At 65.5% G+C, this 23,404-nt stretch carries 21 protein-coding genes; 9 read left to right on the forward strand and 12 right to left on the reverse strand.

Annotation, left to right across the window (positions count from 1 at the left end):
• Positions 1 to 7: 7 nt before the first annotated feature.
• The 5 genes from AB1A62_RS15260 to AB1A62_RS15280 form a co-directional block, all read right to left on the reverse strand.
• Positions 8 to 1,141, reverse strand: coding sequence for a peptidase M23 (locus AB1A62_RS15260; protein ID WP_366662309.1), 1,134 nt, complete (start codon positions 1,139 to 1,141; stop codon positions 8 to 10).
• Positions 1,138 to 2,655, reverse strand: coding sequence for a 2,3-bisphosphoglycerate-independent phosphoglycerate mutase (gpmI, locus tag AB1A62_RS15265; protein ID WP_366662311.1), 1,518 nt, complete (start codon positions 2,653 to 2,655; stop codon positions 1,138 to 1,140). Before gpmI ends, AB1A62_RS15260 begins: the two co-directional genes overlap by 4 nt.
• A 90-nt stretch (positions 2,656 to 2,745) precedes the next feature.
• Positions 2,746 to 3,162: a hypothetical protein gene (locus AB1A62_RS15270; RefSeq protein WP_366662312.1), complete on the reverse strand. Its 417-nt coding sequence runs from the start codon at positions 3,160 to 3,162 to the stop codon at positions 2,746 to 2,748.
• Entirely contained in the window at positions 3,159 to 3,407 is a 249-nt protein-coding gene (locus AB1A62_RS15275; RefSeq protein WP_366662313.1) for a hypothetical protein, read from the reverse strand. Before AB1A62_RS15275 ends, AB1A62_RS15270 begins: the two co-directional genes overlap by 4 nt.
• A gap of 93 nt (positions 3,408 to 3,500) precedes the next feature.
• On the reverse strand, positions 3,501 to 6,425 hold the full coding sequence (locus AB1A62_RS15280; RefSeq protein ID WP_366662350.1) for an error-prone DNA polymerase: 2,925 nt from the start codon (positions 6,423 to 6,425) through the stop codon (positions 3,501 to 3,503).
• A gap of 247 nt (positions 6,426 to 6,672) precedes the next feature.
• Here AB1A62_RS15280 and AB1A62_RS15285 point away from each other — a divergent pair, with 247 nt between their 5' ends.
• Positions 6,673 to 7,137, forward strand: coding sequence for a DUF1203 domain-containing protein (locus tag AB1A62_RS15285; protein WP_366662314.1), 465 nt, complete (start codon positions 6,673 to 6,675; stop codon positions 7,135 to 7,137).
• 151 nt (positions 7,138 to 7,288) lie between these two features.
• Here AB1A62_RS15285 and AB1A62_RS15290 read toward each other — a convergent pair whose 3' ends face one another.
• The 3 genes from AB1A62_RS15290 to AB1A62_RS15300 all read right to left on the reverse strand — a co-directional run bounded on the left by AB1A62_RS15290 (position 7,289) and on the right by AB1A62_RS15300 (position 11,066).
• Positions 7,289 to 8,725, reverse strand: coding sequence for a hypothetical protein (locus tag AB1A62_RS15290; protein ID WP_366662315.1), 1,437 nt, complete (start codon positions 8,723 to 8,725; stop codon positions 7,289 to 7,291).
• On the reverse strand, positions 8,722 to 9,714 hold the full coding sequence (locus AB1A62_RS15295; RefSeq protein WP_366662316.1) for a lipocalin-like domain-containing protein: 993 nt from the start codon (positions 9,712 to 9,714) through the stop codon (positions 8,722 to 8,724). The genes AB1A62_RS15290 and AB1A62_RS15295 overlap by 4 nt, the downstream gene beginning before the upstream one ends.
• 422 nt (positions 9,715 to 10,136) lie before the next feature.
• Positions 10,137 to 11,066: an ABC transporter ATP-binding protein gene (locus AB1A62_RS15300; protein WP_366662317.1), complete on the reverse strand. Its 930-nt coding sequence runs from the start codon at positions 11,064 to 11,066 to the stop codon at positions 10,137 to 10,139.
• 71 nt (positions 11,067 to 11,137) lie between these two features.
• On the opposite strand from AB1A62_RS15300, the gene AB1A62_RS15305 reads away from it, so the two are divergent.
• The 4 genes from AB1A62_RS15305 (at position 11,138) to polA (ending at position 15,769) form a co-directional block, all read left to right on the forward strand.
• Positions 11,138 to 11,320, forward strand: a complete 183-nt coding sequence (locus AB1A62_RS15305; protein WP_174148337.1) for a zinc-finger domain-containing protein — start codon at positions 11,138 to 11,140, stop codon at positions 11,318 to 11,320.
• A gap of 43 nt (positions 11,321 to 11,363) precedes the next feature.
• A complete protein-coding gene (locus AB1A62_RS15310) occupies positions 11,364 to 11,849 on the forward strand; it encodes an NAD(P)H-dependent oxidoreductase (protein WP_366662318.1) in 486 nt (161 codons plus the stop codon).
• Positions 11,850 to 11,962: 113 nt separating this feature from the next.
• Positions 11,963 to 12,775 carry a hypothetical protein gene (locus AB1A62_RS15315; protein ID WP_366662319.1) on the forward strand — a complete coding sequence of 271 codons (813 nt, stop codon included), beginning with the start codon at positions 11,963 to 11,965 and terminating at the stop codon, positions 12,773 to 12,775.
• A gap of 183 nt (positions 12,776 to 12,958) precedes the next feature.
• Positions 12,959 to 15,769 carry a DNA polymerase I gene (polA, locus tag AB1A62_RS15320; RefSeq protein WP_366662320.1) on the forward strand — a complete coding sequence of 937 codons (2,811 nt, stop codon included), beginning with the start codon at positions 12,959 to 12,961 and terminating at the stop codon, positions 15,767 to 15,769.
• A gap of 339 nt (positions 15,770 to 16,108) precedes the next feature.
• Here polA and AB1A62_RS15325 read toward each other — a convergent pair whose 3' ends face one another.
• The 3 genes from AB1A62_RS15325 to AB1A62_RS15335 all read right to left on the reverse strand — a co-directional run bounded on the left by AB1A62_RS15325 (position 16,109) and on the right by AB1A62_RS15335 (position 17,536).
• On the reverse strand, positions 16,109 to 16,345 hold the full coding sequence (locus AB1A62_RS15325; protein WP_366662321.1) for a DUF2798 domain-containing protein: 237 nt from the start codon (positions 16,343 to 16,345) through the stop codon (positions 16,109 to 16,111).
• Between the two features lie 90 nt (positions 16,346 to 16,435).
• Positions 16,436 to 16,672, reverse strand: coding sequence for a DUF2798 domain-containing protein (locus AB1A62_RS15330; protein ID WP_366662323.1), 237 nt, complete (start codon positions 16,670 to 16,672; stop codon positions 16,436 to 16,438).
• A 111-nt stretch (positions 16,673 to 16,783) separates the two neighbouring features.
• The gene (locus tag AB1A62_RS15335) at positions 16,784 to 17,536 is read right to left on the reverse strand and encodes a TIM barrel protein (RefSeq protein WP_366662324.1); all 753 of its coding nucleotides are present in this window, start codon (positions 17,534 to 17,536) and stop codon (positions 16,784 to 16,786) included.
• Positions 17,537 to 17,744: 208 nt separating this feature from the next.
• Between AB1A62_RS15335 and AB1A62_RS15340 the strand changes: the two genes are divergently transcribed.
• Complete coding sequence (locus AB1A62_RS15340) at positions 17,745 to 18,059, forward strand: cupin domain-containing protein (protein ID WP_366662325.1); 315 nt, start codon at positions 17,745 to 17,747, stop codon at positions 18,057 to 18,059.
• A gap of 4 nt (positions 18,060 to 18,063) precedes the next feature.
• Here AB1A62_RS15340 and AB1A62_RS15345 read toward each other — a convergent pair whose 3' ends face one another.
• Positions 18,064 to 18,648: a DUF1285 domain-containing protein gene (locus tag AB1A62_RS15345; protein WP_366662326.1), complete on the reverse strand. Its 585-nt coding sequence runs from the start codon at positions 18,646 to 18,648 to the stop codon at positions 18,064 to 18,066.
• Positions 18,649 to 18,712: 64 nt separating this feature from the next.
• On the opposite strand from AB1A62_RS15345, the gene AB1A62_RS15350 reads away from it, so the two are divergent.
• The 3 genes from AB1A62_RS15350 to AB1A62_RS15360 are packed head-to-tail and all read left to right on the forward strand — an operon-like array spanning position 18,713 to position 23,402.
• Positions 18,713 to 19,720, forward strand: coding sequence for a MoxR family ATPase (locus AB1A62_RS15350; protein ID WP_366662328.1), 1,008 nt, complete (start codon positions 18,713 to 18,715; stop codon positions 19,718 to 19,720).
• A complete protein-coding gene (locus AB1A62_RS15355) occupies positions 19,717 to 20,610 on the forward strand; it encodes a DUF58 domain-containing protein (protein ID WP_366662329.1) in 894 nt (297 codons plus the stop codon). The genes AB1A62_RS15350 and AB1A62_RS15355 overlap by 4 nt, the downstream gene beginning before the upstream one ends.
• Positions 20,607 to 23,402: a DUF4159 domain-containing protein gene (locus AB1A62_RS15360; protein ID WP_366662330.1), complete on the forward strand. Its 2,796-nt coding sequence runs from the start codon at positions 20,607 to 20,609 to the stop codon at positions 23,400 to 23,402. Before AB1A62_RS15355 ends, AB1A62_RS15360 begins: the two co-directional genes overlap by 4 nt.
• Positions 23,403 to 23,404 lie beyond the last annotated feature (2 nt).

Consider the following 23,404-nt stretch of genomic DNA (forward strand, 5'->3'; position numbering starts at 1 on the left):
CAAGCCTTCATCCACCTTTTCCAGTGCGGAACCATGTTTCCGGGTCCACCGGGCTGTTGTCCATTCTCACTTCTATATAGAGCGTTTCTGTCCGGTCAGTTCCACCCCCTTCACCGCTTGTTGACAGGATTGCGTCCGGTTTCGGGTTTTCTCCGCTCATCAATCCGACAGGGGTGCCCTCGGGGATCACCTGCCCCGCCTCGCCGAACACCTCGGCCAGGCCCGACAGCACAAACAGCGTATCCGGCTGCGGTTCCAGAATCACCACGTTGCCCAGGTCCAGCAGCGGCCCGCGGTAGCGGATGGTGGCCGCCGCGGGCGATGTCACCAGCGCGCGGGGACGGGCGGCAACCAGCCAGCCGGGCCGCGCAATGCCCGCGGCATCGCGCTCGCCGTAGCCGCGCAGCAGCAGCCCCTCGACGGGCAATGGCAGGCTGCCGCGCAGGGCGCTGATGTCGGCCTCACTGGCGGTGATCTCGCCGCCGGCGATCTCGGCCAGGCCATCGGCAAACCCCGACAAGGTTTCGGTCGAGGAGATCAGGATCGCGGTGCGCACCGGATCCTCGGTAAAGCGTTTCGGCAGGGTGGTGCGGTCGGCAATGGCGGTGGACAGCTGCACCCGGGCGCTCTGCACGCCCGCCAGCCCCTCCTCCAGCGTCTTGGCGGCGTTCTGCTGCAAGAGGCGCAGGCTCTGCACCTCGTCCAGATCCGCCTTCAGCATCTGCGCCCGCGCCTGCAGCGCCGGCGTCACCTCTGCCAGCATCATGGCGGAGCGCGCCGCGCCCAATGGCCCGGAGGGATGCACCATCAGCACCGGCGGCGGCGAGGTTTCGATGGTCTGGATGATGCCCAGAAGGCCCGACACCTCCTCCTGCCGCGCTGCCAGCTGGGCGCTCAGCTGCCCTTCGCGCCGCGCCACCCGGCGCAAGCCGTCGCGCATCGCGGCAAGACCTGCCTCATAGGCCTGCACGGTGGTGGTCAGCGCCTTCACCCGGTCGCGGGAGCTGTCGGCCTCCTGCAGTCTGACAGAGGCCGTCTCCAGCTGCTCCGCCGCCTGCCGCGCAGCATCCGCCGGGTCCGCCGCCGCCGGCAGCGGCGTTGCCAGCACGGCCAGCAGCATCAGGCCCGCACAGCGGATCATGACAGCAGGCTCTCCCCGGTCATCTCGGCCGGCTTCTCCAGCCCCATCAGCTCCAGGATGGTCGGCGCCAGATCGGCCAGGCGCCCGTCGCGCAGTTTCGCACCCTCCGGCCCGCCAACCAGCGCAACCGGCACCAGGTTCAGCGTATGGGCGGTGTGGGCGCCGCCGGACACCGGGTCCACCATCACCTCGCAGTTACCGTGGTCGGCGGTGACGATCATCGCGCCGCCCGCCTTCTCCAGCGCCGCCACCACCCGGGCCAGCCCCTGGTCCACCGCCTCGCAGGCGCGCATCGCCGCCTTCAGATCGCCGGTGTGGCCGACCATGTCCGGGTTGGCGTAATTGGTCACAATCAGGTCATAGCCCGCCTCGATCGCCTCGACGAATTTCTCCGTCACCTCCGGCGCGCTCATCTCCGGCTGCAAATCATAAGTCGCCACGTTCGGCGACTTCGGCATATAGCGGTCCTCGCCCTCCTCCGGCTCTTCCTTGCCGCCGTTGAGGAAGAAGGTCACATGCGGGTATTTCTCGGTCTCGGCCAGGCGGAACTGGGTCTTGCCGTGCTTGGCAACCCAGGCCCCCAGGGTGTTGACGATCTCCGCCTTGGGATAGGCGGTGGTCATGTAGTCATTGTGGCTGTCGGAATATTCCACCATGCCCAGGAGCGCCGCCAGTTTCGGGCGGGTGCCGGCGTCGAACTCGGCAAAGCCCGGCTCGCCGATTGCGCGCAGGATCTCCCGCGCCCGGTCGGCGCGGAAATTGAGGCAGAAGAACCCGTCGCCGTCCTTCACGCCCTCATAGCCTTCCAGCACGGTGGCGCCGATGAACTCGTCGGTTTCCGACTGGTTATAGGCATGGTCCACCGCGCCATGGGCGGTCTGCCCGGGGCGGCCCTTGGCGTGGATCATCGCGTCATAGGCCTCGCTGACCCGGCCCCAGCGGTTGTCGCGGTCCATCGCGAAATAGCGGCCGGTGACGGTGGCAATCCGCACGCCTTCGGGCAGCCGCTCCTCCAGCCGCCGGAAGTGGCGGAAGGCCGATTTCGGCGCCACGTCGCGGCCGTCGGTGATTGCATGCAGCCAGACCGGCACGCCGGCCTCATGGATCGCCTTCACCGCCGCCAGGATGTGGTTGATATGCCCGTGCACGCCGCCGTCCGAGACCAGCCCCATCAGATGCGCCGCGCCGCCGGTTTCCTTCAGCCGCTTGATGAAATCCAGAAGCGCCGTGTTTTCGAAGAACGACCCCTCCTCGATCGCCAGGTCGATCTGGCCCAGGTCCATCGCCACCACCCGGCCCGCGCCGATGTTGGTGTGGCCGACCTCGGAGTTGCCCATCTGCCCGGTCGGCAGCCCCACATCCGGCCCGTGGGTGATCAGTTTCGCTGCCGGCCCCTTGGCCATGATCGCATCGAAGGTGGGGGTCTGCGCCAGATAGGGCGCGTTGGCCTTGCCAGGCTCGCCGCTGCCCCAGCCGTCAAGAATGCACAGGACAACGGGTTTGGGTGCGGGCATGGATCATCTCCGGGGCAAGGAAAGCTTCGCAAGCCTTCTAACGCCTTGCCGCGCCGGGGTGAACCGGCTTTCCTGCCACAGTTGGCGTTATCACGGCGCGGCATCCCTGCTGCCGGCGTTCTGCGGCACCAGCACCGGCACCCGCCGCGCCAGATCGCTGGCCAGCGTGTCCGCCGGGAAGTAGCGGCCCAGCACGCCGGGCTGCAGCAAGTCGGCATTGCCGTCCAGAAAGGCCTCCGTGCCCGGGTAATCGCCCGCCGCCATCCGTTCCGCCGTCAGGCTCAGGAAGGCCAGCGTCACCGTGGCGTTGAATTTCTCCGGCACCCCGGCGGCCTCTGTCAGCCGGCGCAAGCCGCGGGCATAGATGGCCATGCCCTCGAACACCTCGTGGCGGGAGAGGATTTCATAGGCCACCCCCAGGTGCGCCCGGTGGCTGAAGCCCTGCGGCTGCAGCGTGCCCGCGGCCAGTTCCGCTGCCATCACGGCATAGTCTGTGCGTTCGCTCATTGCGGATCCTCCGTCAGGCTGTGGCTGTCGGCGGCGGTCAGGTCCAGCCCGTAGACGGCCCGCAGCGCCTCGATCTTGCTCAGGGTTTCTTCCGAGAACGGCGCCTTGCCCTCAAAGGCGTGCAGCGCCATGCCCTCAACCAGCTCCGCCACTGAAATATCCAGGTATTCCGCCAGCGCCTTCATGGTTTTCAGCAGCCGCGCCTCCAGGCGCAGGCCGGTTTGCACACGGGTTACAGATGTCATCGCACCCTCCTTTCAGAGGGCTGATATATGATGAGGGCCAAATGTTATCAAGGTACCAAGATAACACTCCTCGCTTCATCTTTCCCCAAATACTCAATTCCCCGGCCCGCCCTCCGCGCCGCCGGGGTTCTGCGGCGTCAGCAGATGCCGGATCAGCGCCACCGGATGGGCGCGCAAGCTCAGCCGCATGGCGACGTAATCCTCCACCACCTCCTCGCCCAGGCCCATCTGCGGCAGGTCCGCTTCCGGCTCATAAATCCCCTCGCCCTCCAGCTCGCGGGCAAACAGCGGCAGGGGCTTGCGGGCGGTGATCGCCTTGGCGGCCCATAAGGCCTCGCGCCGGTTCAGCCCAAGCGCGGCAAAGGCATCCGCTTCCGCCAGCCGCTCGATCACCGGCGGTGAGATGCCGGCCTTGCGCCAGACGTCCTCCACCTCGTGGTAGCCGTTGCCGCGGGCGGCGGTCAGCCAGGCGGCGTCTTCATCGCGCAGGCCCTTCACCTGCCGGAACCCCAGCCGCAGCGCCAGGCCGCCCTGGCCGTCGGGCTCCATCACGTTGTCCCAGTAGGAGTTGTTGATGCAGACCGGGCGCACCTCGACGCCGTGCTCGCGGGCGTCGCGGACGATCTGGGCGGGCGCGTAGAAGCCCATCGGCTGAGAGTTCAGCAGCGCGCAGGCAAAGATCCCCGGGTGGTGGCATTTGATCCAGGCCGAGGCATAGACCAGCAGCGCGAAACTGGCGGCATGGCTTTCGGGAAACCCGTAAGAGCCGAAGCCCTCAATCTGGGAAAAGCAGCGTTCGGAGAACTCGGCATCATAGCCGTTTATTGCCATGCCGCGCAGGAACAGGGAGCGGAATTCGCTGACGTTGCCGTGCTTCTTGAAGGTCGCCAGCGAACGCCGCAGCCGGTCGGCCTGTTCCGGCGTGAACCCGGCGCCGACGATTGCGATCTGCATCGCCTGCTCCTGAAACAGCGGCACGCCGAGGGTCTTGCCCAGCACCTCGCCCAGCGCATCGGAGGGGAAATGCACCGGCTCCTCACCATTCCTGCGGCGGATATAGGGGTGCACCATGTCGCCCTGGATCGGGCCGGGGCGGACGATGGCGACCTCGATCACCAGATCATAGAAATTGCGCGGCCGCATCCGCGGCAGGAAGTTCATTTGCGCCCGGCTCTCGACCTGGAAGACGCCGATGCTGTCGGCGCGGCACAGCATGTTGTAGACCGCCGGGTCCTCCGGCGGCAGGGTGGCTAGGCTGTAGTCCAGCTGGTGGTGCTGGCGCATCAGATCAAACGCCTTGCGGATGCAGGTGAGCATCCCCAGCGACAGCACATCGACCTTGAGGATGCCCAGCGTGTCGATGTCGTCCTTGTCCCAGCAGATGACCGTGCGCCCCTCCATGGTGGCATTTTCAATGGGCACCAGCTCGTCCAGGCGCCCTTGGGTGATGATGAAGCCGCCCACATGCTGGGACAGATGCCGGGGGAAGCCGATGATCTGCTCCACCAGCTGCAGGGTCAGCTGCAGGCGGCGGCTATCCGGGTCCAGCCCGATCTCGCGCATCCGCTCGGCCTCCACGCCCTTGGCGCTGAAGAAGCCCCAGAGCTGTGAGGACATGGCGGAGATGGTATCCTCCGTCAGCCCCATGGCGCGGCCCACCTCGCGGATGGCGCGCTTGCCGCGGTAGTGGATCACCGTGGCGCAGAGGCCCGCGCGGTGGCGGCCGTAGCGTTCATAGATCCACTGGATCACCTCCTCGCGCCGCTCGTGCTCGAAATCCACATCAATGTCGGGCGGTTCGTCGCGGGCCTCACTGACGAAACGCTCGAACACCATGGTGCCCAGTTCCGGGCTGACGGAGGTGACGCCCAGGCAGTAGCAGACCACCGAGTTCGCCGCCGAGCCGCGCCCCTGGCAGAGGATCCCGCGGGAGCGGGCAAAGGCGACGATGTCGCGCACGGTGAGGAAATAGGGGTCGTATTTCAGCTTGGCGATCAGGGCGAGCTCATGCTCCAAGAGCGCCCGCACCCGCTGCGGCGCGCCGCCGGGATAGCGCCAGCTGAGGCCCTCCTCGGCCAGCCTTCTCAGGCGCTGCGGCGGCGTTTCCTGTTCGCTGCCCTCGTCCGGGTAGTCATAGCGCAGCTCATCCAGCGAGAAGGTGAGCTGGTCCGCCAGCCGGGCAGCATTGTCCACCGCCTGTTCATGATCGCGGAACAGACGGCGCATTTCGCGTTCCGAGCGCAGCCGCTGCTCGCCGTTGGCCATGGCGGCGCGGCCCAGGGTTTCGACCTTGCGGCGCAGGCGGATCGCAGTCAGCACATCACCCAGGCGGCGGCGGCTGCCGTGGTGCATCCTTGGCTCGGCGCTGGCCAAGGGGGGCAGGTTCAGCTGTTTTGCCAGCTCCGCCAGCTGCGCAAAGCGCGCCCGGTCGCCGCCGTCATAGGCGGGCGCCATCAGCAGGTGCATGCGGGGGCCAAAGCGGCGCGTCAGCGCGTCCATATGCGGTGCCCATCCATCCGCGCCGCGCGGGTCCTGTCCCGCCTGCGGCAGCAGGAGCAGGTGGAGGCCGTCCGCAAACTCCAGAAGGTCGGCGAGATGCAGAATGCAGCTGCCCTTCTCTGCCCTCAGCCGCCCGGTGGACAGCAGCCGGGTCAGACTGCCCCAGCCCGCGCGGTTCACCGGCAGCGCGATCACCTCCGGCGCGTCGGTGAATATCAGCTTTGCCGCCGGGATCAGCCGCACGGTGTCATAGACCGGGAAGGAGGCGGGCTGCGGAATATCTGCGGGGCGCGGCGGGCCGATCGGCGTGTGTGTGCGGTCCCAGGCCAGCCGCTCGCGCGCCCGGCGGGCAATGTCGCGGCATTCCGCATGGGCGCGCACGATGCCGGCCACCGAGTTTTCATCGGCAATGGCGACCGCCGCGATCCCCAGTTCCAGCGCACGGGCCGCATACTCCTCGGGGTGGGAGGCCCCGGTGAGGAAAGTGAAGTTCGAGAGGCAGGCGAATTCGGCGAACATGAGTCGCATAATATTCCCGTTTTGTTCTCATGTGGAGTCGAACCGGACGGGCCTTCCGCGAGCTGCCCCCGCGCCGCGCGCCAGCGCGGCGCTTGGCCCAACCGCCGCAGGGCATTTCCAATGCCTGCACGGCGGGCGGGAGGGTTTTGCTTCCAGCCCTGCCCGCCCCTCCTGCGGGATGCGCAAGATCCGGGTCGATTGCGGCGGCGCGGTTCGGGCAGGGTGCAGGCAGCAAAGGAGAAACGCCATGACCAAGATCACCGCCCTGCCCACCGAAATTGTCCGCGCCCTGCAGGATGGCGGCGCCGACGCCCACGGCCAGCTGCCGGAGCGCACGGTGTCTGACGGCGGCAAGAACCCCTGCCGCCACTGCCTGCAGTACATCCCCGAAGGCAAGGGCATGCTGATCCTGGCCCACCGCCCCTTCCCCGAGGCGCAGCCCTATGCCGAGACCGGGCCGATCTTCCTGTGCGCCGATCACTGCGCGCGGCATGACGGCGAGGCGGTGCCGGAGGCTCTGGAAGGCTCCCCCGATTACCTGATCAAAGGCTACAGCGCCGATCACCGGATCGTTTACGGCACCGGCATCGTGATCCCGCAGGCGGAGATGATGGGGCAGGCGGAAGCGATTTTCGGGGATGAGCGGGTCAGCTACATCCACATCCGGTCGTCGCGCAACAACTGCTACCAGGCGCGGATCGACCGGGGGTGAGGGCATGAGAGGGCGGGCGGTGGCTGCGGTGTCTCACTCCGTCAGCCAATGGCAGGACTGAGCCCTCAATTTCCTTCGCCGCTCAATGTGCCAACAACCGCAGTCGGCCGAGATTTCCTTTTTCGTCTGTTCAATCGAACCGGCAATTCGGTCAAAGCGTCTTCAAATACTCAATGACTGCATTACGCTCATAGTTACTCAGATGGTCGCCGAAACCGTGCCCGCCGTTTCCGTAACCTGGGAGGGTTGTATCGTAAACATGCCTAGCCATTTCTGGATCGTCGACGTTCGCCTTTCCGTGATTCAGGCGATCATAGCGCCACCCCAGGCTTGACGGATCATATTCACGAGGAGCGACCCGGTGCCGCCAAAATTTGGGGCGAGTGCTGCTGTCCAGGAGCGACTGAATGTCGGGCACTGATCCGTTGTGAAGATAGGGAGCTGTCGCCCAGACCCCATCAAGCGGTGGCGCAATGTATCCTGGTGCAGGAGCAATTTGCACGGAGTTGCCGTAGTAGGAATTCTCAACCCACTGGTAAAAACGATCACGCCTGCCGTCAGTGGCGGCGAGCGCATATTCGTTGTCTGTTTCGATCTCGTCGAGCGGAACAACCAGATTTGGGTAGCTCCCATCCTCGCCATAGGTGCCGTGACACCGGCTGCAATTCTCCTCAAATACTGTGCGGCCTTCCTCGGCCAGATCGATATCGACGGGATAGGGATAGGGTGGCGGTCTGAGACTTTCCAAATAGGCGCGTATATCCGGGCCGTATGCATCCACAATCTCCACCTCTTCTAGCGTGTCCGCACAGAGCAGCGAGGCCATGATCATGAAACGGGCATGATCACCGCGCCCAATGGTCGTGTAGAACATCGCGTTCTTTTTCTGCATCCGCCACCAGGGCGGGACACTGACCGGCAGCGGCGAAGTGGGCGGGGGCTCGATAAGCGGCTCCGCGGACCACTCCAGGGTCTTGTTGTCTCGATGTGCCATCAGAGCCCAGGTCAGATTGGTCGCCGGGTTAACCCCGACTGTCTGCATCTGAATGTAAGGCGCAATCCCATCAACCCGATCCGCCCAACGCTGCCAGGCAGCGGAATCCGCCTCACCCTGTACGTAACTGCCGACCTGATTCACTATCCTCCGAGGGTCTTGGGTGAAATCGAGAAACTCATTTCCGAGACCAACCACGAGTTCGCCATTGAAGCGCGACGCGTGGCACAACAGGCAGTTCGACGAGACGATTTCGACGCCGTCCGCGTTTACATGAGAAGTGAACGCATAGGGAAGTTCTGCGTTCCGGGCCTCTCGTTCCGGCAGAAGATCGACAGGATCGACCTCCGGATTGAAACGGCGATATGCGCGATAAGGCATGCCACAATTGACATAAGGTTCATTAACCAGCGCGCGGTATCCCGCCTCCGCATCACCCGGGCGTTGCGGTGTTGCCGGAACCGGGCCGACCGCTGACCGGAAACGGTCGCTACCTTGGCTTTGAACCGCCACGATGTCGCCGGTTATCCAAATGTAAGCTGTCACCACTGCGGCGAGGCCCAATACGGCGACTAATACACCCCTATGCTTCATTGTGCCTGGTATCCGGTCAACTGCATCATTCCAACGCCACCTATACGTCTGATCCCTGGCTTACTTTCGGCCCTGACCATGCCGTTCCAGACCGGCACTGCAAAATCATACTCCTGTTCGTCGATGAGTGGCGTCACCTGAAAATTCAAGTCATTCGCTTTGAGTTGCCAATCAACTGGATAGGCACCGCGTGCGCCACGCCATATCCGGGCGATGACGAGCTCTGTCGAAGCTTCATCCAGCGAACTGAATTGACCTTCGGAATCGACGACGTAGCCATCAACTGTCGCAGCTCCGCTGCCATCTCGTCTCCTGGATCTGATAAGAGACAAGTCTCGTCCGTCATTAAGATGAAGTTGCAGGCGATCCCAGACAATCGGTGAGGCACCGGGTACCGGCAATTCTCCCCAAATATGATCGAACCAAGCAGTACCTGAAACAACGTCGCGGCCTTGCGAACCATTGAGGTGACCATTGACGCTCAGGCGAGTGACTGAGTATCCGCGAAACGGGGCCGCATCATCATCCGTGGCAATTGGCGCTTTGAGCGGGGTAAGGGACAGTTCGGCACGAACCTTCCCCACCGCAACATCGAGCTGCATTTCGCCCCGCCCTGTATCCTCAACGAATTGCAGAGACCAATTATCGATCCTCAGTTCATGAATATCAGGGTCGAAGCCTGCCACCCCAGGCATTCCCCGAGATATACGCTCGTCACCATCAACCCCGCCTTGCAGCATTCCATTAACAGTGACATTCCCAAGATAGATGTCGCGGACCTCCCAGACCGACGACGGCGGCGGCGCACCAGGCGACACGATACCGACGCGAAATACTGAAAATTGAAAGCCAATGTCCTCACCGCGTTCATTTCGAAGAAATGCCGTGAGTTGCCATGTTTCCATTCGGCCCTCCGGATGGGCGCCGTGGTCCCTGGGTAAATCGAGAGTCCATGAACCAGAAAGTTGTTCATGGCTCTCGTTCGACATGTTGCCGGTAGCTGCTATCCAATCAATTCTGTCAGGCGAGCGCTGCGGAGCAGGTTCGGGGGTGGAAAGCCCGACTGTAATGCAGAAACTCACAGCGCCGAATATCAGCAACAGTAGCCCCACGACAAGAAGGCTTCGGAGTCTTTGCATACCAGCCAATTCTATCGATCTGCGGAGTGTTCAAAGCCTCATCGCCAAGAGACAGCCTGTCAAGCGTTCCCGTCGGTATTGCACTTGCCTCAAAGGTCGCAATGGCATCGAACCCGACACTGGATTTTTCATTTATGGCAGCTTCACTGCGCATCTTGGAGAACTCCAAATCGAGCAATCAATGCCCGGTATGGACTGGCAGTGGTCAATGGTCCCAGACTGGCGAAAGGGAGCTTTGTCCGCAACTTGTTCACCAGGCTGAGGCCACCCCCTCACCCCGCCTTCGTCAGCGACAGGAACACATCCTCCAGATCCGCCTCTTCGGTCTTCACGTCGCGGATCGAGATCCCCGCCGCATGCACCGCGGCCAGCACCTCCTCGGCGCTGGTGGCCTGGCTGCGGTAGCGCAGGGCGACGGCGCCGTCCTCGCGCAGGTCGGCCTCGATGCCCGCGCCCTGCGGCAGCGCCGTCACCGGCACCGCGGGATGCACCACCATGGTCTTGGCATCGAGCCGGCCCAAGAGGCTGGCCTTGCTGTCCCGCGCCACCACCTCGCCCTGGTTGATGATGGCGATCTCGTCGCACATCTCCTCGGCCTCCTCCAGGTAATGGGTGGTGAGGATGATGGTCATGCCCTGGGCATTGAGCTTGCGGATGTTCTCCCACAGCATCTGGCGCAGCTCAATGTCGACGCCCGCGGTGGGTTCGTCCAGCACCAGGACGCTCGGGCGGTGGACCAGCGCCTTGCCCAGCAGGAGCCGCCGGCGCATGCCGCCGCTCAGCGTCCGCGCATAGGCCTCCGCCTTGTCCGTGAGCCCGATCATCCGCAGGATCTCGTCGCTGTGGCGCTCGTGCTTGGGCACGCCGTAGAGGCCCGCCTGCACCTCCAGCGCGCCGCGCGGGGTGAAGAAGGGATCCAGGTTCAGCTCCTGCGGCATCACCCCGATGGCGGCGCGGCTCTGGCGCGGGTTTTCGTCCTGGTCGAAGCCCCAGATCGACACCTTGCCGGAGGTCTTGCGCACCAGCCCTGCCAGGATGTTGATCATCGTCGACTTGCCCGCGCCGTTCGGCCCCAAGAGGCCGAAGACGGAGCCGCGCGGCACCGTCAGGTCGACGCCCTTCAGCGCGTGTTTCTCCGGCTGCCCCTTGTGGCCGCCATAGATTTTCCGCAAAGCCTCGATACGGATTGCATCGCCTGTCATCGCCGCTCTTGCCCCCGGTTTTTCCTTGGCTCATAAAAGCGCCTAGCCGAAAAGTGAAAGGACTGCCAGCCATGACCATCGAAGCGCCGGAAACCAGGACCGTGAACAGCCGCAAGGTGGCCTGCGACGGCAGCGAGGGCGCGCTGGGGCATCCGCGGGTCTATCTGCAGATCCCGGAAGGGCAGGATTGGGTCGAATGCCCCTATTGCGACTGCAAGTTCATCTACGAGGACGCGGCCAAGGCGGCGGAGTGATCCGGGCTTCTGGCCTCTGTGCCGGCGGCATGGGCTGCGGCTGATGGCACAGCTTCTGATCGTCTATCACTCGCGCACCGGCGGCAGCCGCCGGATGGCGGAGGCCGCGTTTGACGCCGCGCGGGCTGAGACGGACACCATTCTGAAACGTGCTGAGGATACCGGGCCGGAGGATCTGCTGGCGGCGGACGGCTATGTCTTCTGCGCACCGGAAAATCTGGCGGCGCTGTCCGGCCAGATGAAGGAATTCTTCGACCGCTGCTATTACCCGGTTCTGGGGCGCCTCAACGGGCGGCCTTATGCGCAGATGGTCTGCGCCGGGTCGGACGGCGAAAACGCGGCGCGGCAGTGCGCCCGGATTGCCACCGGCTGGCGGCTGAAGGAGGTGCAGCCGCCGCTGATCCTCTGCACCCATGCGCAGACGCCGGAGGCGATCCTGGCGGAGAAGGTGATCCCGGAGGAGGAGCTGGAGGCTTGCCGCGAGCTGGGGCAAGCCTTGGGCGCGGGGCTGGCGATGGGGGTGTTCTAGGCGCCCGCCAGGGATTGATTTACACGCCGCAAATGCACTCAAAGGTTGCAATTCCGAAAGCCTTCGCTCCATACTGCCTCATCACTGTGTGCCTGACAGCGTAAGAGGTAATTATGAAACGGCTTGGCCTGATTGCCATTCATGGAATGGGCGAAACTAAAGAAGACTTTGCGGATGCATTTTTCGCGGAAATCCGGAGCAGGCTCGGCGCCGCGCAATCCGAAAAACTTGTAACGGAGCCGGTGTACTACCAGAACATTCTGCAGGAAAATCAGGAGAAGTACTTTAACCGCGTCCGGCAGCACATCGATTGGATGAGGCTACGCAAGTTCATGTTGTACGGCATTTGCGATGCCGCCAGCCTGGAGTCGCGGAAAGACGGGCCGGACAGCCCTTATTTCATTGCCCAGACACGCATTCTAGAGGCTTTCCGCCGCGTCTACCGCGCGCTGGAGGGAAGCAACCGGAGAGTGATCGTTGTGGCGCAGTCGCTGGGCGGGCAGGTATTGTCGAATTATCTTTGGGATGCCTCCCGGGCCTCGAAACCAGCGCATGGTGTCTGGTCGGGCACACCCGGTTTCGCCTCCCCGGAAGAGGAGGAATTTTGCCGCGGGAATTTCATCGCGCGGCTGAACACAACCGGGTGCAATATTCCGGTATTCGTGGCTGGCCGTGACCGCGAAGACATCAAGCCGATCCCAAGGCCGAACAGCTATTTCGAATGGCATAACTTCTATGATGAGGATGACGTGCTGGGCTGGCCGCTGCGCGACCTGAGCGATAGCTACGCCGCACTGGTCGAAGCGGACCACCGGATAAATTCCGGCGGACTGCTGACCAGCTTCAACCCGCTCAGCCATTCGAATTACTGGGATGACCGAAGTTTTCTGAGACCGCTGCTCGATCAGATCAGGCAGCATGTCTGAGGGCTGAGTTCACGGCACCAGAAAAGCAGCCGTAAACTTCCGGCTGCCTTGGCGCGTTTCCGCCAGCTTTGCGGCCGCGATGTCGGCGCTTCCCGCCCCAAACTCCAATTGCCCTTCCCTGCCGGATCACCGATAACCGGGAAACAGAACACGAACGGATTTTCCAGGGGAGCGCGGCGCACAATGAGCGGGACACAATTCGGCAAGGGCTGCCATCTGCATCTGATCGACGGCTCGGCCTTCATCTTCCGCGCCTATCACGCGCTGCCGCCGCTGACCCGCAAATCCGACGGGCTGCCGATCGGTGCGGTGGCGGGGTTCTGCAACATGCTGTTCAAGCAGGTGGAGGACAACAAGGGCCCGGATGCGCCGACCCATGTGGCGGTGATTTTCGACTATTCCGGCAAGTCGTTCCGCAACGAGATGTATGATCTCTACAAGGCCAACCGCCCGCCGGCGCCGGAAGATCTGGTGCCGCAGTTCCCGCTGACCCGCGAGGCGACCCGCGCCTTCAACATCGCCTGCAAGGAGATCGAGGGCTTCGAGGCCGACGACATCATCGCAACGCTGGCGCATCAGGCGCGCGATGCGGGCGGCCGGGTGACCATCATCTCCTCCGACAAGGACCTGATGCAGCTGGTCGGCGGCGGGGTCGAGATGCTGGACGCGATGAAGAACAAGCGCATCGACAGCGACGGCGTGGTGGAGAAATTCGGCGTCGGCCCCGACCGGGTGGTGGATGTGCAGGCGCTGGCGGGCGACAGCGTCGACAACGTGCCGGGGGCGCCGGGGATCGGGATCAAGACCGCCGCCCTGCTGATCAACGAATATGGCTCGCTGGAGGAGCTGCTGGACCGGGCGGAAGAGATCAAGCAGCCGAAGCGCCGCCAGACCCTGATCGAGAAGCGGGACCAGATCGAACTCAGCAAGAAGCTGGTGCAGCTGGACTGCAACATGGAGCTGGACTTCACCCTGGACGATCTGGAGGTGATGGAGCCGGATGCGGAAACCCTGCTGACGTTCCTGAGCGAAATGGAATTCCGCACCCTGTCCAAGCGCATGGCCGACCGGCTGGGCATGGAGGCGCCTGCAATCCCGGAAGCGCCGGCAGCGGCAGCGGTGTCCGCGGCGGCGGAGGCGCCGGAAGCGGTGCCGTTCGACAAGGAGAAATACGAATGCGTCCGCGATGCCGCGGCGCTGCTGGCCTGGATCGACCGCATCCGGAACCGCGGCTGGGTGGCGGTGGATACCGAAACCACGGGCCTCGATGAAATGGTCGTCGACCTGGTCGGCATCTCGCTGTGCGTCGAGGCGGGCGAGGCCTGCTATATCCCGCTGGCGCACAAGGCCGGGGGCGATGACCTGTTCGGCGGCGAAGGACTGTCGGAGGGGCAGATGCCGCTGGAGGAAGCGGTGGCGCTGCTGAAGCCGGTGCTGGAAGATCCGGCGATCATGAAAATCGGCCAGAACATGAAATACGACGCCAAGATCCTGCACCGCTACGGGGTGGACGTGGCGCCGATCGACGACACCATGCTGATGTCCTATGCGCTGCACGCAGGCATGCACGGGCATGGCATGGACACGCTGTCGGAACGCTACCTGGACCACACGCCGATCCCGATCAAGCCGCTGCTGGGCAGCGGCAAATCGGCAATCACCTTTGACCGGGTGCCGATTGACGATGCGGTGCCTTATGCCGCAGAGGACGCCGACATCACCCTGCGCCTATGGCAGCTGTTCAAGCCGCAGCTGCATCAGGAGCGGGTCACCACGGTCTATGAAACGCTGGAGCGGCCGCTGGTGCCGGTGCTGGCGGATATGGAGCGCAACGGCATCAAGGTGGACCGCGATACGCTCAGCCGCATGTCCAATGCCTTTGCCCAGAAGATGGCGGCGCTGGAGGCTGAGATCCACGAACTGGCAGGCGAGACGTTCAATGTCGGCTCGCCCAAGCAGCTGGGCGAGATCCTGTTCGACAAGATGGCGCTGCCGGGCGGCAAGAAGGGCAAGACCGGCGCCTATGCCACCGGTGCCGACATTCTTGAAGACCTTGCCACCGAGCACGACCTGCCGGCCCGCGTGCTGGACTGGCGGCAGCTGTCAAAACTGAAATCGACCTACACCGATGCGCTGCAGGATCACATCAACGCAGAGACCGGCCGGGTGCATACCTCCTACGCCCAGACAGGCGCCAGCACCGGCCGCATGGCCTCGACCGACCCGAACCTGCAGAACATTCCCGTGCGCACCGAGGAAGGCCGCCGCATCCGCGAGGCGTTTGTGGCGGAAGAGGGCAATGTCTTGCTGTCGCTCGACTACAGCCAGATCGAGCTGCGCATTCTGGCCCACATGGCCGGGATCGACACGCTGAAACAGGCCTTTGCCGAAGGTCAGGACATCCACGCGATGACCGCCTCGGAGATGTTCGAGGTGCCGCTGGAGCAGATGACGCCGGAGATCCGCCGCCAGGCCAAGGCGATCAACTTTGGTGTGATCTACGGCATTTCCGGCTTTGGCCTGGCACGCAACCTGCGCATTCCGCGCAAGGACGCGCAGGGCTTCATCGACCGCTATTTCGAGCGTTTTCCGGGCATCCGCAAATACATGGATTCGACTGTCGAGTTCGCCAAGGAGCACGGCTATGTGCAAACCTTGTTCGGGCGCAAGATCCACACCGCGGAGATCAACGCCAAGGGGCCGAAGGCGGGCTTTGCCAAGCGGGCAGCGATCAACGCGCCGATCCAGGGCACCGCGGCGGATGTGATCCGCCGGGCGATGATCCGGATGCCGGAGGCGATTGCCCATCTGCCCGCGCGGATGCTGCTGCAGGTGCACGACGAACTGCTGTTCGAAGTGCCGGAAGCGGCGGTGGAGGAAACCATCGCCGCCGCCCGCCAGGTGATGGAGAACGCCGCCGACCCGGCGGTGCATCTGGACGTGAAACTGGTGGTGGACGCAGGCCGCGGTTCCAATTGGGCCGAAGCGCACTAAGAACCGCCCCGCAAAGCCGGCGGGACGCTCCCGCCCGGCTTCGATCTGATGATCTCATCCCGTTGGGCATGGCGCCGCTGACGCGGCGCCGGATTTGCCGCACCCTCCCCTCACCGGGTCAAGGGAGGCGCCAGCCGCCGCGCGCCCAGCGCGGCTTGCCCTTGACGCGGCCCGCCCTGAAAACAATCGGCAACGCCCCTCAAGGGCAGACCTGCCCTTAGGGGCTTCTCAGCAAAACCCTTGCGCCGCGCCAGCGGCGCCACGCCCAACGGCTGCTGCTGCATCTTTGATGCGGCTTGCAGCGGGCGGGAGCACCCCCCTGCCTGAATTGCCCCCTCCTCAGCCGCCTGCCGGCTGTTTGACCAGTTTCGCGACCAGCCTGCGCACCAGCGGCGCGGCGGTGAAGGCAACGGCAAAGGCGATCGGCCAGCTGAGCGTCCAGGCCTGCATCCAGGCGCCGCCGAAACCCGCGCCGAAATCAAGCGCCTTCCAGGTTGCGACGCCGGTCACGATGAAGGACATCAGGCCCGACAGGATCAGGCTGAACAGAACCGGGGCAAAACGGGCGGGCAGCATCGGCGGCATCCTCTCACTGGTCCCGCACCTTATGCCGCGCCGGCTGATACATTTCAATTCACGAATATGTATACCGGCCATCCGCGGGCATCATGCCGCATCCGGTGTGCGGATGGCGGCGGCCACGATGCGGCGCACCAGCGGCGCCACCAGCAGCACAACCGGGAAGGCCACCGGCCAGCTGTAGGCCCAGGCGGTCAGCCAGGCGGCGGCGAAGCCCTCCCCAGTGCCGCTAACCCGCAGGGTGGAGATGCCCGACACGATCGAGGACATCATCAGCGACATCAGGAAACCGGACAGAAGCGGGGCGAAACGGGCGGGGATCATGGCTGTCTCCTTGGCGTCGGCGGTGGCCGGGGGCTGCAGGAGATATGCGGTGCCTGGAATGCGGAACAATCTGCGCCGCTGCACAGGTCTCTGCGCAGAGCGGCCTGGCGGTCAGCCCATCCAGCCGAGGCTGTCCTCGGTGCGCCGGGTCGAGGGGGTGTATTCGGCGCTGACCCAGCCGTCGTAACCGCTGGCGTCGATGGCGGCGAACAGCTCCTGGAAATCCACCGGCCCGGTGCCCGGCTCGCAGCGGCCAGGGGCGGCGCCGATCTGCACATGCACGGCGCGGGGGCCGAAGGTCTCCCACACCTTGAGCGCGTCACCGTGGATCATCTGCGCGTGGTAGGCGTCATACTGCAGGCCGACATTGGGCCGGTCCACCGCATCCAGCACCTCGACCGCGAGATTGTAGTCGTCGAGGAAATAGCCGGGCTGGTCGCCGCTGTTCAGCGGTTCGATGGTGAACTGCTGCTCCGGCGCCCGGTCGGCGGCCCATTGCAGGTTTTCGACAAAGGTCTTTTGCGCCGCCTCGCCCTTGGCGTAGCCAGCCATCACGTGGACCTTGCCGGCCTTCAGCGCCTCGGCGTAGCGCAGCACCCGGCGGATGTCGCGCTGGAAGCGGTCAACGCCTTCGGGCACCGCCGCATAGCCTGGCATGCCGCCGGTGTAATTGGGCGGCGGCGCGTTGATCAGCAGCAGCCGCAGCCCGTTGGCCAGCAGAGCCCGCTGGGTTTCCTTGGCCGCCAGTTCGAAGGGATAGAGAATCTCCACCGCGTCGAACCCCGCCGCGGCGGCGGCCTGGAACCGGTCGAGATAGGGCAGCTCGGCAAACAGCAGCGAGATATTGGCCGCGAAGCGGGGCATAGGAGTCTCCTTGTTGACTGATGGTCTAGCGCCGCGCGGCGGGGCAGCCAAGGCGTCAAAAGTGCAGAATTTTCCTATTAAACTTTCGTTAACCTCGGGCGGGCTGGTTTTTGCCGTCTGCAAGCAACTGGCTGCATTGGTGCAGGAAAGTGGAGATAATGCCTGTGCCCGGTACCGGCCTAGGCTGGCGCCATCAAAGGAGGAAGCCATGTGTGATGCAAAAGGATCTGCCAAACCGTGCATCAGAATAGATAACAGCCGGGTCCGCGTAACCGAATGGCGCTTTGCCAAACGCGGCGACAACACAGGCTGGCACCGGCATGAATTCGACTATGTCGTGGTGCCTCTGTTTGACGGGGTGCTGGAGATCGCACATCCCGACGGGTCACGAACCGAAGCTGTGATGCGGCACGGAGTGCCTTACTTCCGCCAGGCCGGAGTCGAACACGATGTGATCAACGGCAACGATTTTGCATGTGCCTTTGTCGAAACCGAGCTGCTGGAGGATGCTCCCGCCAGCTAGGAGTTCAGGTCTCGTCCAGCTCAGCGGACGGAATCAGCGGGAAGAACTTGCCGCCGGACCAGACTCCGAACCAATCTTCGTAGTGTTCGCCCAGTTCCGCCAGCCGGTAGAAGCTCTTGCGGTCGATCAGCGCCTCCAGCCCGGCGCGGATCATGACATAGGGGGACGGCTCGCCGGTTTCGGGGTCACGCTCTGCCCGGATCATATGGTCCGGCCCGGCTGCGGCGGTGTCGCCGATGCTGGTGGTGAAGGTAATGACCTGGTCGCGCCCCTGCCCGGCCACCTCGAAATCCACCGCCACAAAAGGCGCGTCCTCGACGGTGATGCCGACCTTTTCGACCGGGGTCACCAGGTAGTATTTGCCGTCCTCAAGCTTGAGGATCGAGGCAAACAGCTTGACCAGCTCGAAGCGGGTGAACGGCGTGCCGAGGTAGTGCCAGCTGCCGTCGCGGGCGATGCGGATGTCCAGATCGCCGCAGAACGGCGGATTCCACAGGTGGACGGGCGGCAATCCCCTGCCCTTGCCGGCCGCTTTCGCCGCCGCGGCGATGCCTTCGGCGTCGGGGGTCACAGGTTTTTGTCCGCTCATTGCTTTTGCCATTTCCTGTCAGCACGATAGAGTAACAGCATATATCCGGGAAACGAGGAATGTCATGCCTGAAACGGACGATCTGCTGGCCGGTATCGAAGCGCTGGAAGCCAAGCTGCAAGAGGCGCGCGCGTCGATCACCAAGCGCTTTATCGGACAGGAGCGGGTGGTGGACCTCACCCTCTCGGTGCTGCTGTGCGGCGGTCACGGGCTGCTGATCGGCTTGCCGGGGCTGGGCAAGACGCGGCTGGTGGAAACCCTGAGCACGGTGATGGGGCTGGACGGCAACCGGATCCAGTTCACCCCGGACCTGATGCCCGCCGATATCCTGGGCTCCGAGGTGCTGGACACCGCCGCCGACGGGCACCGGTCGTTCCGGTTTGTGCCGGGGCCGGTGTTCTGCCAGCTGTTGATGGCGGATGAGATCAACCGCGCGAGCCCCAGGACCCAGTCGGCGCTCTTGCAGGCGATGCAGGAGCGGATGGTGACGGTGGCGGGCGAGGACCGCTCCCTTGGCGCGCCGTTCCATGTGCTGGCGACCCAGAACCCGATCGAGCAGGAGGGCACCTATCCGCTGCCGGAAGCGCAGCTGGACCGGTTCCTGCTGCAGATCGACGTGAATTACCCCGACCGCGCGACCGAGCGGGACATCCTGCTGGCCACCACCGGCGCCGAGGAAGACGAGGCCTATCAGGTGTTTGCCCCGGCTGAGCTGATCGCGGCGCAGACCCTGCTGCGGCGGATGCCGGTGGGCGAATCGGTGGTGGAGATGATCCTCGATCTGGTGCGCGCCTTCCGCCCCGAGGAGCCGGGCGTGTCCGATCACGTGGCGCAGACCGTGGCCTGGGGGCCGGGTCCGCGGGCGGCGCAGGCGCTGATGCTGGCGGTGCGGGCGCGGGCGTTGCTGGAGGGGCGGCTGGCGCCCAGTGCAGAGGACGTTCTGGACATGGCCAAGCCGGTCCTCAGCCACCGGATGCAGCTGAACTTTGCCGCGCGGGCGCGCGGTGAGAGCCTGGCGGCGCTGATCGAGGAAACCGCAGCGGATCTGGCCCGGACCGGGGCCGCCGCGTGACCAGGCCTGCCGCCTCTCAGGCTGCGGTTGGACTGCGGCACCGGGCAGAGGCCGAGGCCAGCACCCTGCCGCCCTTGCTGGTGCAGGCGCGGCATCTGGCCGGGTCGGTGCTGATGGGCGAGCATGGCCGCCGCCGGGCCGGCACGGGGGATGATTTCTGGCAGTACCGCCCGGCCCAGGCCGGCGACAGCCGCCGGATGATCGACCACCGGCGGTCTGCCATGGGCGACATCCAGTATGTGCGCGAGCGGGAGTGGCATATCTCGCAGACGGTGCATCTGTGGGTCGATACCGGTGCGTCGATGCGGTTTGCGTCCTCTGCGAAGCTGCCCCAGAAGATTGATCAGGCCCGGCTCCTGGGCCTCGCCGCGTCGGTGCTGATGGTGCACGGCGGCGAGCGGGTGGGCCTCACTGGCGGCAGCCTGCCGCCCCGGCGCGGCAATGTGCAGATCCTGCGGCTGGCCGAGGCGCTGTCGGACGACGAAGAGGAAGATTACGCTCCGCCCAATGGCCGCGCGCTGATCCCGCACGCGCGCGCCCTGTTCATCTCGGATTTCCTGGGCCCCTATGAGCCGGTGGAGCAGGCGCTGTCCAAGGCAGCCGCGCGCGGCGTCCGGGGCGTGCTGCTGCAGGTGCTGGACCCGGCGGAGGAGGCGTTTCCCTTTTCGGGACGCACCTTGTTCGAGAGCATTGCGGGTGGTGTCACACATGAAACACTGAAGGCCTCTGCCCTGCAGGAGCGCTATCTGGAGCGGCTGGCGGAGCGGCGCGCGGCCCTGGAGCGGCTGTGCCACGAGGCGGGATGGCGGTTCGGGCAGCATCACACTGGCGACTCAGCGCAGAACGCGCTGATGTGGCTTTATCACGCACTGGAGCGGACCGCGCCATGACCATGATTGCAGGCATCGGCTTTACCGCGCCCTGGCTTTTGCTGGGGCTGCTGGCGTTGCCGGTGCTGTGGCTGCTGCTGCGGGCGATTCCGCCCGCGCCGAAGCGCCAGCCGTTCCCGGCGGTGACGCTGCTGCTGGGCCTGAAGGATGACGAGAGCCTGTCGGACCGTACGCCCTGGTGGCTCTTGCTGCTGCGGCTTTTGGCGGTCGCGGCGGCAATTGTCGGGTTGGCCGGGCCGGTGCTGAATCCCTCCACCGAGGAGACCGGCGGCAGCGGGCCGCTGCTGATTGTGATGGACGCCAGCTGGGGCGGCGCCGAGGGCTGGAAACAGACCAGCGGCCAGGCCGCGGTGCAGCTGGAGGAAGCCGGCCGGGCGGAGCGCCCGGTGGCAGTGCTGCGCCTGAGCGCCCCGGAGGCCTTGCAGTTCCGCGCCGCCAGCGACTGGCAGCGGCAATTGGCCGGGCTGGCGCCCCTGCCCTGGCAGCCGGGGCCGGAGCAATTGCAGCAGGCCTTGGCAGCGATTGGCGGCGCCGAGGGCGGATTTGACACCGTGTGGTTCAGCGACGGGCTGGAATATCCGGGCCGCGAGGGGCTGATCGAGGCGCTGGGGCAGCGCGGAGACATCGAGGTCTTTGAACAGCCCCTGCCGGTGCTGGGGCTGATGCCCGCGCGCTATACCGGCGGGACGATCGAACTGACGGTGCAGCGCAGCCGTGCGGGGCCGGCGCAGGAGGTCTCGGTGGTGGCGCAGGGCAAGGATCCGGGCGGCACCGAGCGCAGCCTGGCGTCGCTGCCGGTGCGGTTTGCAGATGGGGCGCGGGTGGCTTCGGCGGAACTGTCGCTGCCGGCCGAATTGCGGGCGCGGCTGTCGCGGTTCGAAATCCGCGGCGTGAAGTCTGCGGGCGCGGTGGCGCTGACCGATGACAGCCTGCGCCGCCGCGAGGTGGCGCTGGTGTCCTCTGAAAGCGCCGATGAAGGTCTGGCGCTGCTGTCGCCGCTGCACTACCTGCGCCAGGCGCTGGCGCCCTCGGCGGAGCTGCTGGAAGGGGCGCTGCGGGATCTGCTGCCTGCCAACCCGGATGTGATCGTGCTGGCCGACGTGGCGCGACTGGCGCCGGCGCAGGAAGAGGCGGTGATCGAATGGGTGGAAAACGGCGGGCTGCTCTTGCGCTTTGCCGGGCCGCGGCTGGCGGCCAGCGATACTGCCCGCGCGGGCGAGGAGCCGCTGATGCCGGTGCGCCTGCGCATTGGCGGGCGCAGCATCGGCGGCGCCATGAGCTGGGGCGAGCCGAAGACGCTGGCGCCCTTTGCCGAGAGCTCGCCCTTCTACGGGCTGGCGGTGCCTAATGAGGTCTCGATCAGCTCGCAGGTGGTGGCGCAGCCCGACCCGGAGCTGGCGCAGAGGGTGATTGCCGAGCTGGCAGACGGCACGCCCCTGGTGACGCGCAAGACGCTGGGCCAGGGCCAGGTTGTATTGTTTCACGTGACCGCCAATGCGGAGTGGAGCAGCCTGCCGCTGTCGGGCCTGTTCGTGTCGATGCTGGAGCGGCTGGCGGTGTCGTCCTCTGCCGCGGCGCCCAAGGCCGGCGACCTGGAAGGCACCACCTGGACACCGGTGGAGGTGCTGGACGGCTTTGGCCGGCTGGAGGCGGCGGAGACGCTGCCCGGCGTGGCAGGCCCGGATCTGGTGGCGGCGCCCGCGGGGCCGGAGCTGCGGCCCGGGGTCTATGACGGCGGCCGCCGGATGCTGGCGCGCAACGTGCTGCGCCCGGGCGATGAATTGATGGCGGCGCGCTGGCCGGCCTCGGTGGCGGTGAGTGGTTACGGCGCGCCGCAGGAGCTGCCGCTGGGCGGCGCGCTGCTGACGCTGGCGCTGGGGCTCTTGGCGCTGGATGTGCTGGGCACGCTGCTGGTCTCCGGCCTGCTGGGTCCCGCCCGCACCGCGGCGCTGGCGGCGGCGCTGGGGCTGGCGGCGCTGGCCGCGCCGCAGGAGCTGCGGGCGCAGGAGGCCACTCCGCGGGAACAGGCGCAGGCAGATCTGCGTGCGGCGGCTCTGGCCTCTGAACTGGTGCTGGCGCATGTTCTGACCGGCGATCCTCAGGTGGACCGGGTTGCCGCGGCGGGGTTGCGCGGGCTGACGGACACGCTGTTTTTCCGCACCTCGGTCGAGCCTGCCGCGCCCGCCGGTGTCGATCTGGAGCGCGATGAGCTGGCATTCTATCCGCTGCTCTACTGGCCCGTCACACGCGACCAGCCGCTGCCCTCGTCGGAGGCTTACGGCAAGCTCAACACCTATTTGCGGGCGGGCGGGATGATCCTGTTTGACACCCGCGATGCGGATCTGACGGCCTCCGGCGCCACCAGCCCGGCGGCGCGGCGGCTGCAGCAGATTGCGCTGCCCCTGGACATTCCGCCGCTGGAGGTGGTGCCGCAGGACCATGTGCTGACCCGCGCGTTCTACCTGCTGCAGGATTTCCCCGGCCGCCACAGCCGCGGCCCGGTCTGGGTCGAGGCGGCACCGCCGGATGCGGAACAGGCCGAAGGGATCCCCTTCCGCAATCTGAACGACGGGGTGACGCCGGTGGTGATCGGCGGCAACGACTGGGCCGCGGCCTGGGCGGTGGACGGCAACGGCCGCCCCTTGCTGCCGGTCGGGCGCGGCTATGCCGGCGAGCGGCAGCGGGAGCTGGCGTTCCGGTTCGGCGTCAACCTGGTGATGCATGTGCTGACCGGCAATTACAAATCCGACCAGGTGCATGTGCCGGCCCTCTTGGACCGGCTGGGGCAATAGGG

This window comes from Leisingera sp. JC11, from assembly GCF_040704725.1.
Taxonomy (GTDB): domain Bacteria; phylum Pseudomonadota; class Alphaproteobacteria; order Rhodobacterales; family Rhodobacteraceae; genus Leisingera.

Excerpts from the sequence above, each read along its gene's own strand:
- polA (WP_366662320.1), top strand. The coding sequence starts at position 12,959 with ATGAGCGGGACACAATTCGGCAAGGGCTGCCATCTGCATCTGATCGAC.
- AB1A62_RS15315 (WP_366662319.1), top strand. The coding sequence starts at position 11,963 with ATGAAACGGCTTGGCCTGATTGCCATTCATGGAATGGGCGAAACTAAA.
- AB1A62_RS15285 (WP_366662314.1), top strand. The coding sequence starts at position 6,673 with ATGACCAAGATCACCGCCCTGCCCACCGAAATTGTCCGCGCCCTGCAG.
- gpmI (WP_366662311.1), bottom strand. The coding sequence starts at position 2,655 with ATGCCCGCACCCAAACCCGTTGTCCTGTGCATTCTTGACGGCTGGGGC.
- AB1A62_RS15335 (WP_366662324.1), bottom strand. The coding sequence starts at position 17,536 with ATGCCCCGCTTCGCGGCCAATATCTCGCTGCTGTTTGCCGAGCTGCCC.
- AB1A62_RS15325 (WP_366662321.1), bottom strand. The coding sequence starts at position 16,345 with ATGCTGCCCGCCCGTTTTGCCCCGGTTCTGTTCAGCCTGATCCTGTCG.
- AB1A62_RS15280 (WP_366662350.1), bottom strand. The coding sequence starts at position 6,425 with ATGTTCGCCGAATTCGCCTGCCTCTCGAACTTCACTTTCCTCACCGGG.
- AB1A62_RS15330 (WP_366662323.1), bottom strand. The coding sequence starts at position 16,672 with ATGATCCCCGCCCGTTTCGCCCCGCTTCTGTCCGGTTTCCTGATGTCG.
- AB1A62_RS15350 (WP_366662328.1), top strand. The coding sequence starts at position 18,713 with ATGCCTGAAACGGACGATCTGCTGGCCGGTATCGAAGCGCTGGAAGCC.
- AB1A62_RS15360 (WP_366662330.1), top strand. The coding sequence starts at position 20,607 with ATGACCATGATTGCAGGCATCGGCTTTACCGCGCCCTGGCTTTTGCTG.
- AB1A62_RS15345 (WP_366662326.1), bottom strand. The coding sequence starts at position 18,648 with ATGAGCGGACAAAAACCTGTGACCCCCGACGCCGAAGGCATCGCCGCG.
- AB1A62_RS15295 (WP_366662316.1), bottom strand. The coding sequence starts at position 9,714 with ATGTCGAACGAGAGCCATGAACAACTTTCTGGTTCATGGACTCTCGAT.
- AB1A62_RS15270 (WP_366662312.1), bottom strand. The coding sequence starts at position 3,162 with ATGAGCGAACGCACAGACTATGCCGTGATGGCAGCGGAACTGGCCGCG.
- AB1A62_RS15290 (WP_366662315.1), bottom strand. The coding sequence starts at position 8,725 with ATGAAGCATAGGGGTGTATTAGTCGCCGTATTGGGCCTCGCCGCAGTG.
- AB1A62_RS15260 (WP_366662309.1), bottom strand. The coding sequence starts at position 1,141 with ATGATCCGCTGTGCGGGCCTGATGCTGCTGGCCGTGCTGGCAACGCCG.
- AB1A62_RS15305 (WP_174148337.1), top strand. The coding sequence starts at position 11,138 with ATGACCATCGAAGCGCCGGAAACCAGGACCGTGAACAGCCGCAAGGTG.
- AB1A62_RS15310 (WP_366662318.1), top strand. The coding sequence starts at position 11,364 with ATGGCACAGCTTCTGATCGTCTATCACTCGCGCACCGGCGGCAGCCGC.
- AB1A62_RS15300 (WP_366662317.1), bottom strand. The coding sequence starts at position 11,066 with ATGACAGGCGATGCAATCCGTATCGAGGCTTTGCGGAAAATCTATGGC.
- AB1A62_RS15275 (WP_366662313.1), bottom strand. The coding sequence starts at position 3,407 with ATGACATCTGTAACCCGTGTGCAAACCGGCCTGCGCCTGGAGGCGCGG.
- AB1A62_RS15340 (WP_366662325.1), top strand. The coding sequence starts at position 17,745 with ATGTGTGATGCAAAAGGATCTGCCAAACCGTGCATCAGAATAGATAAC.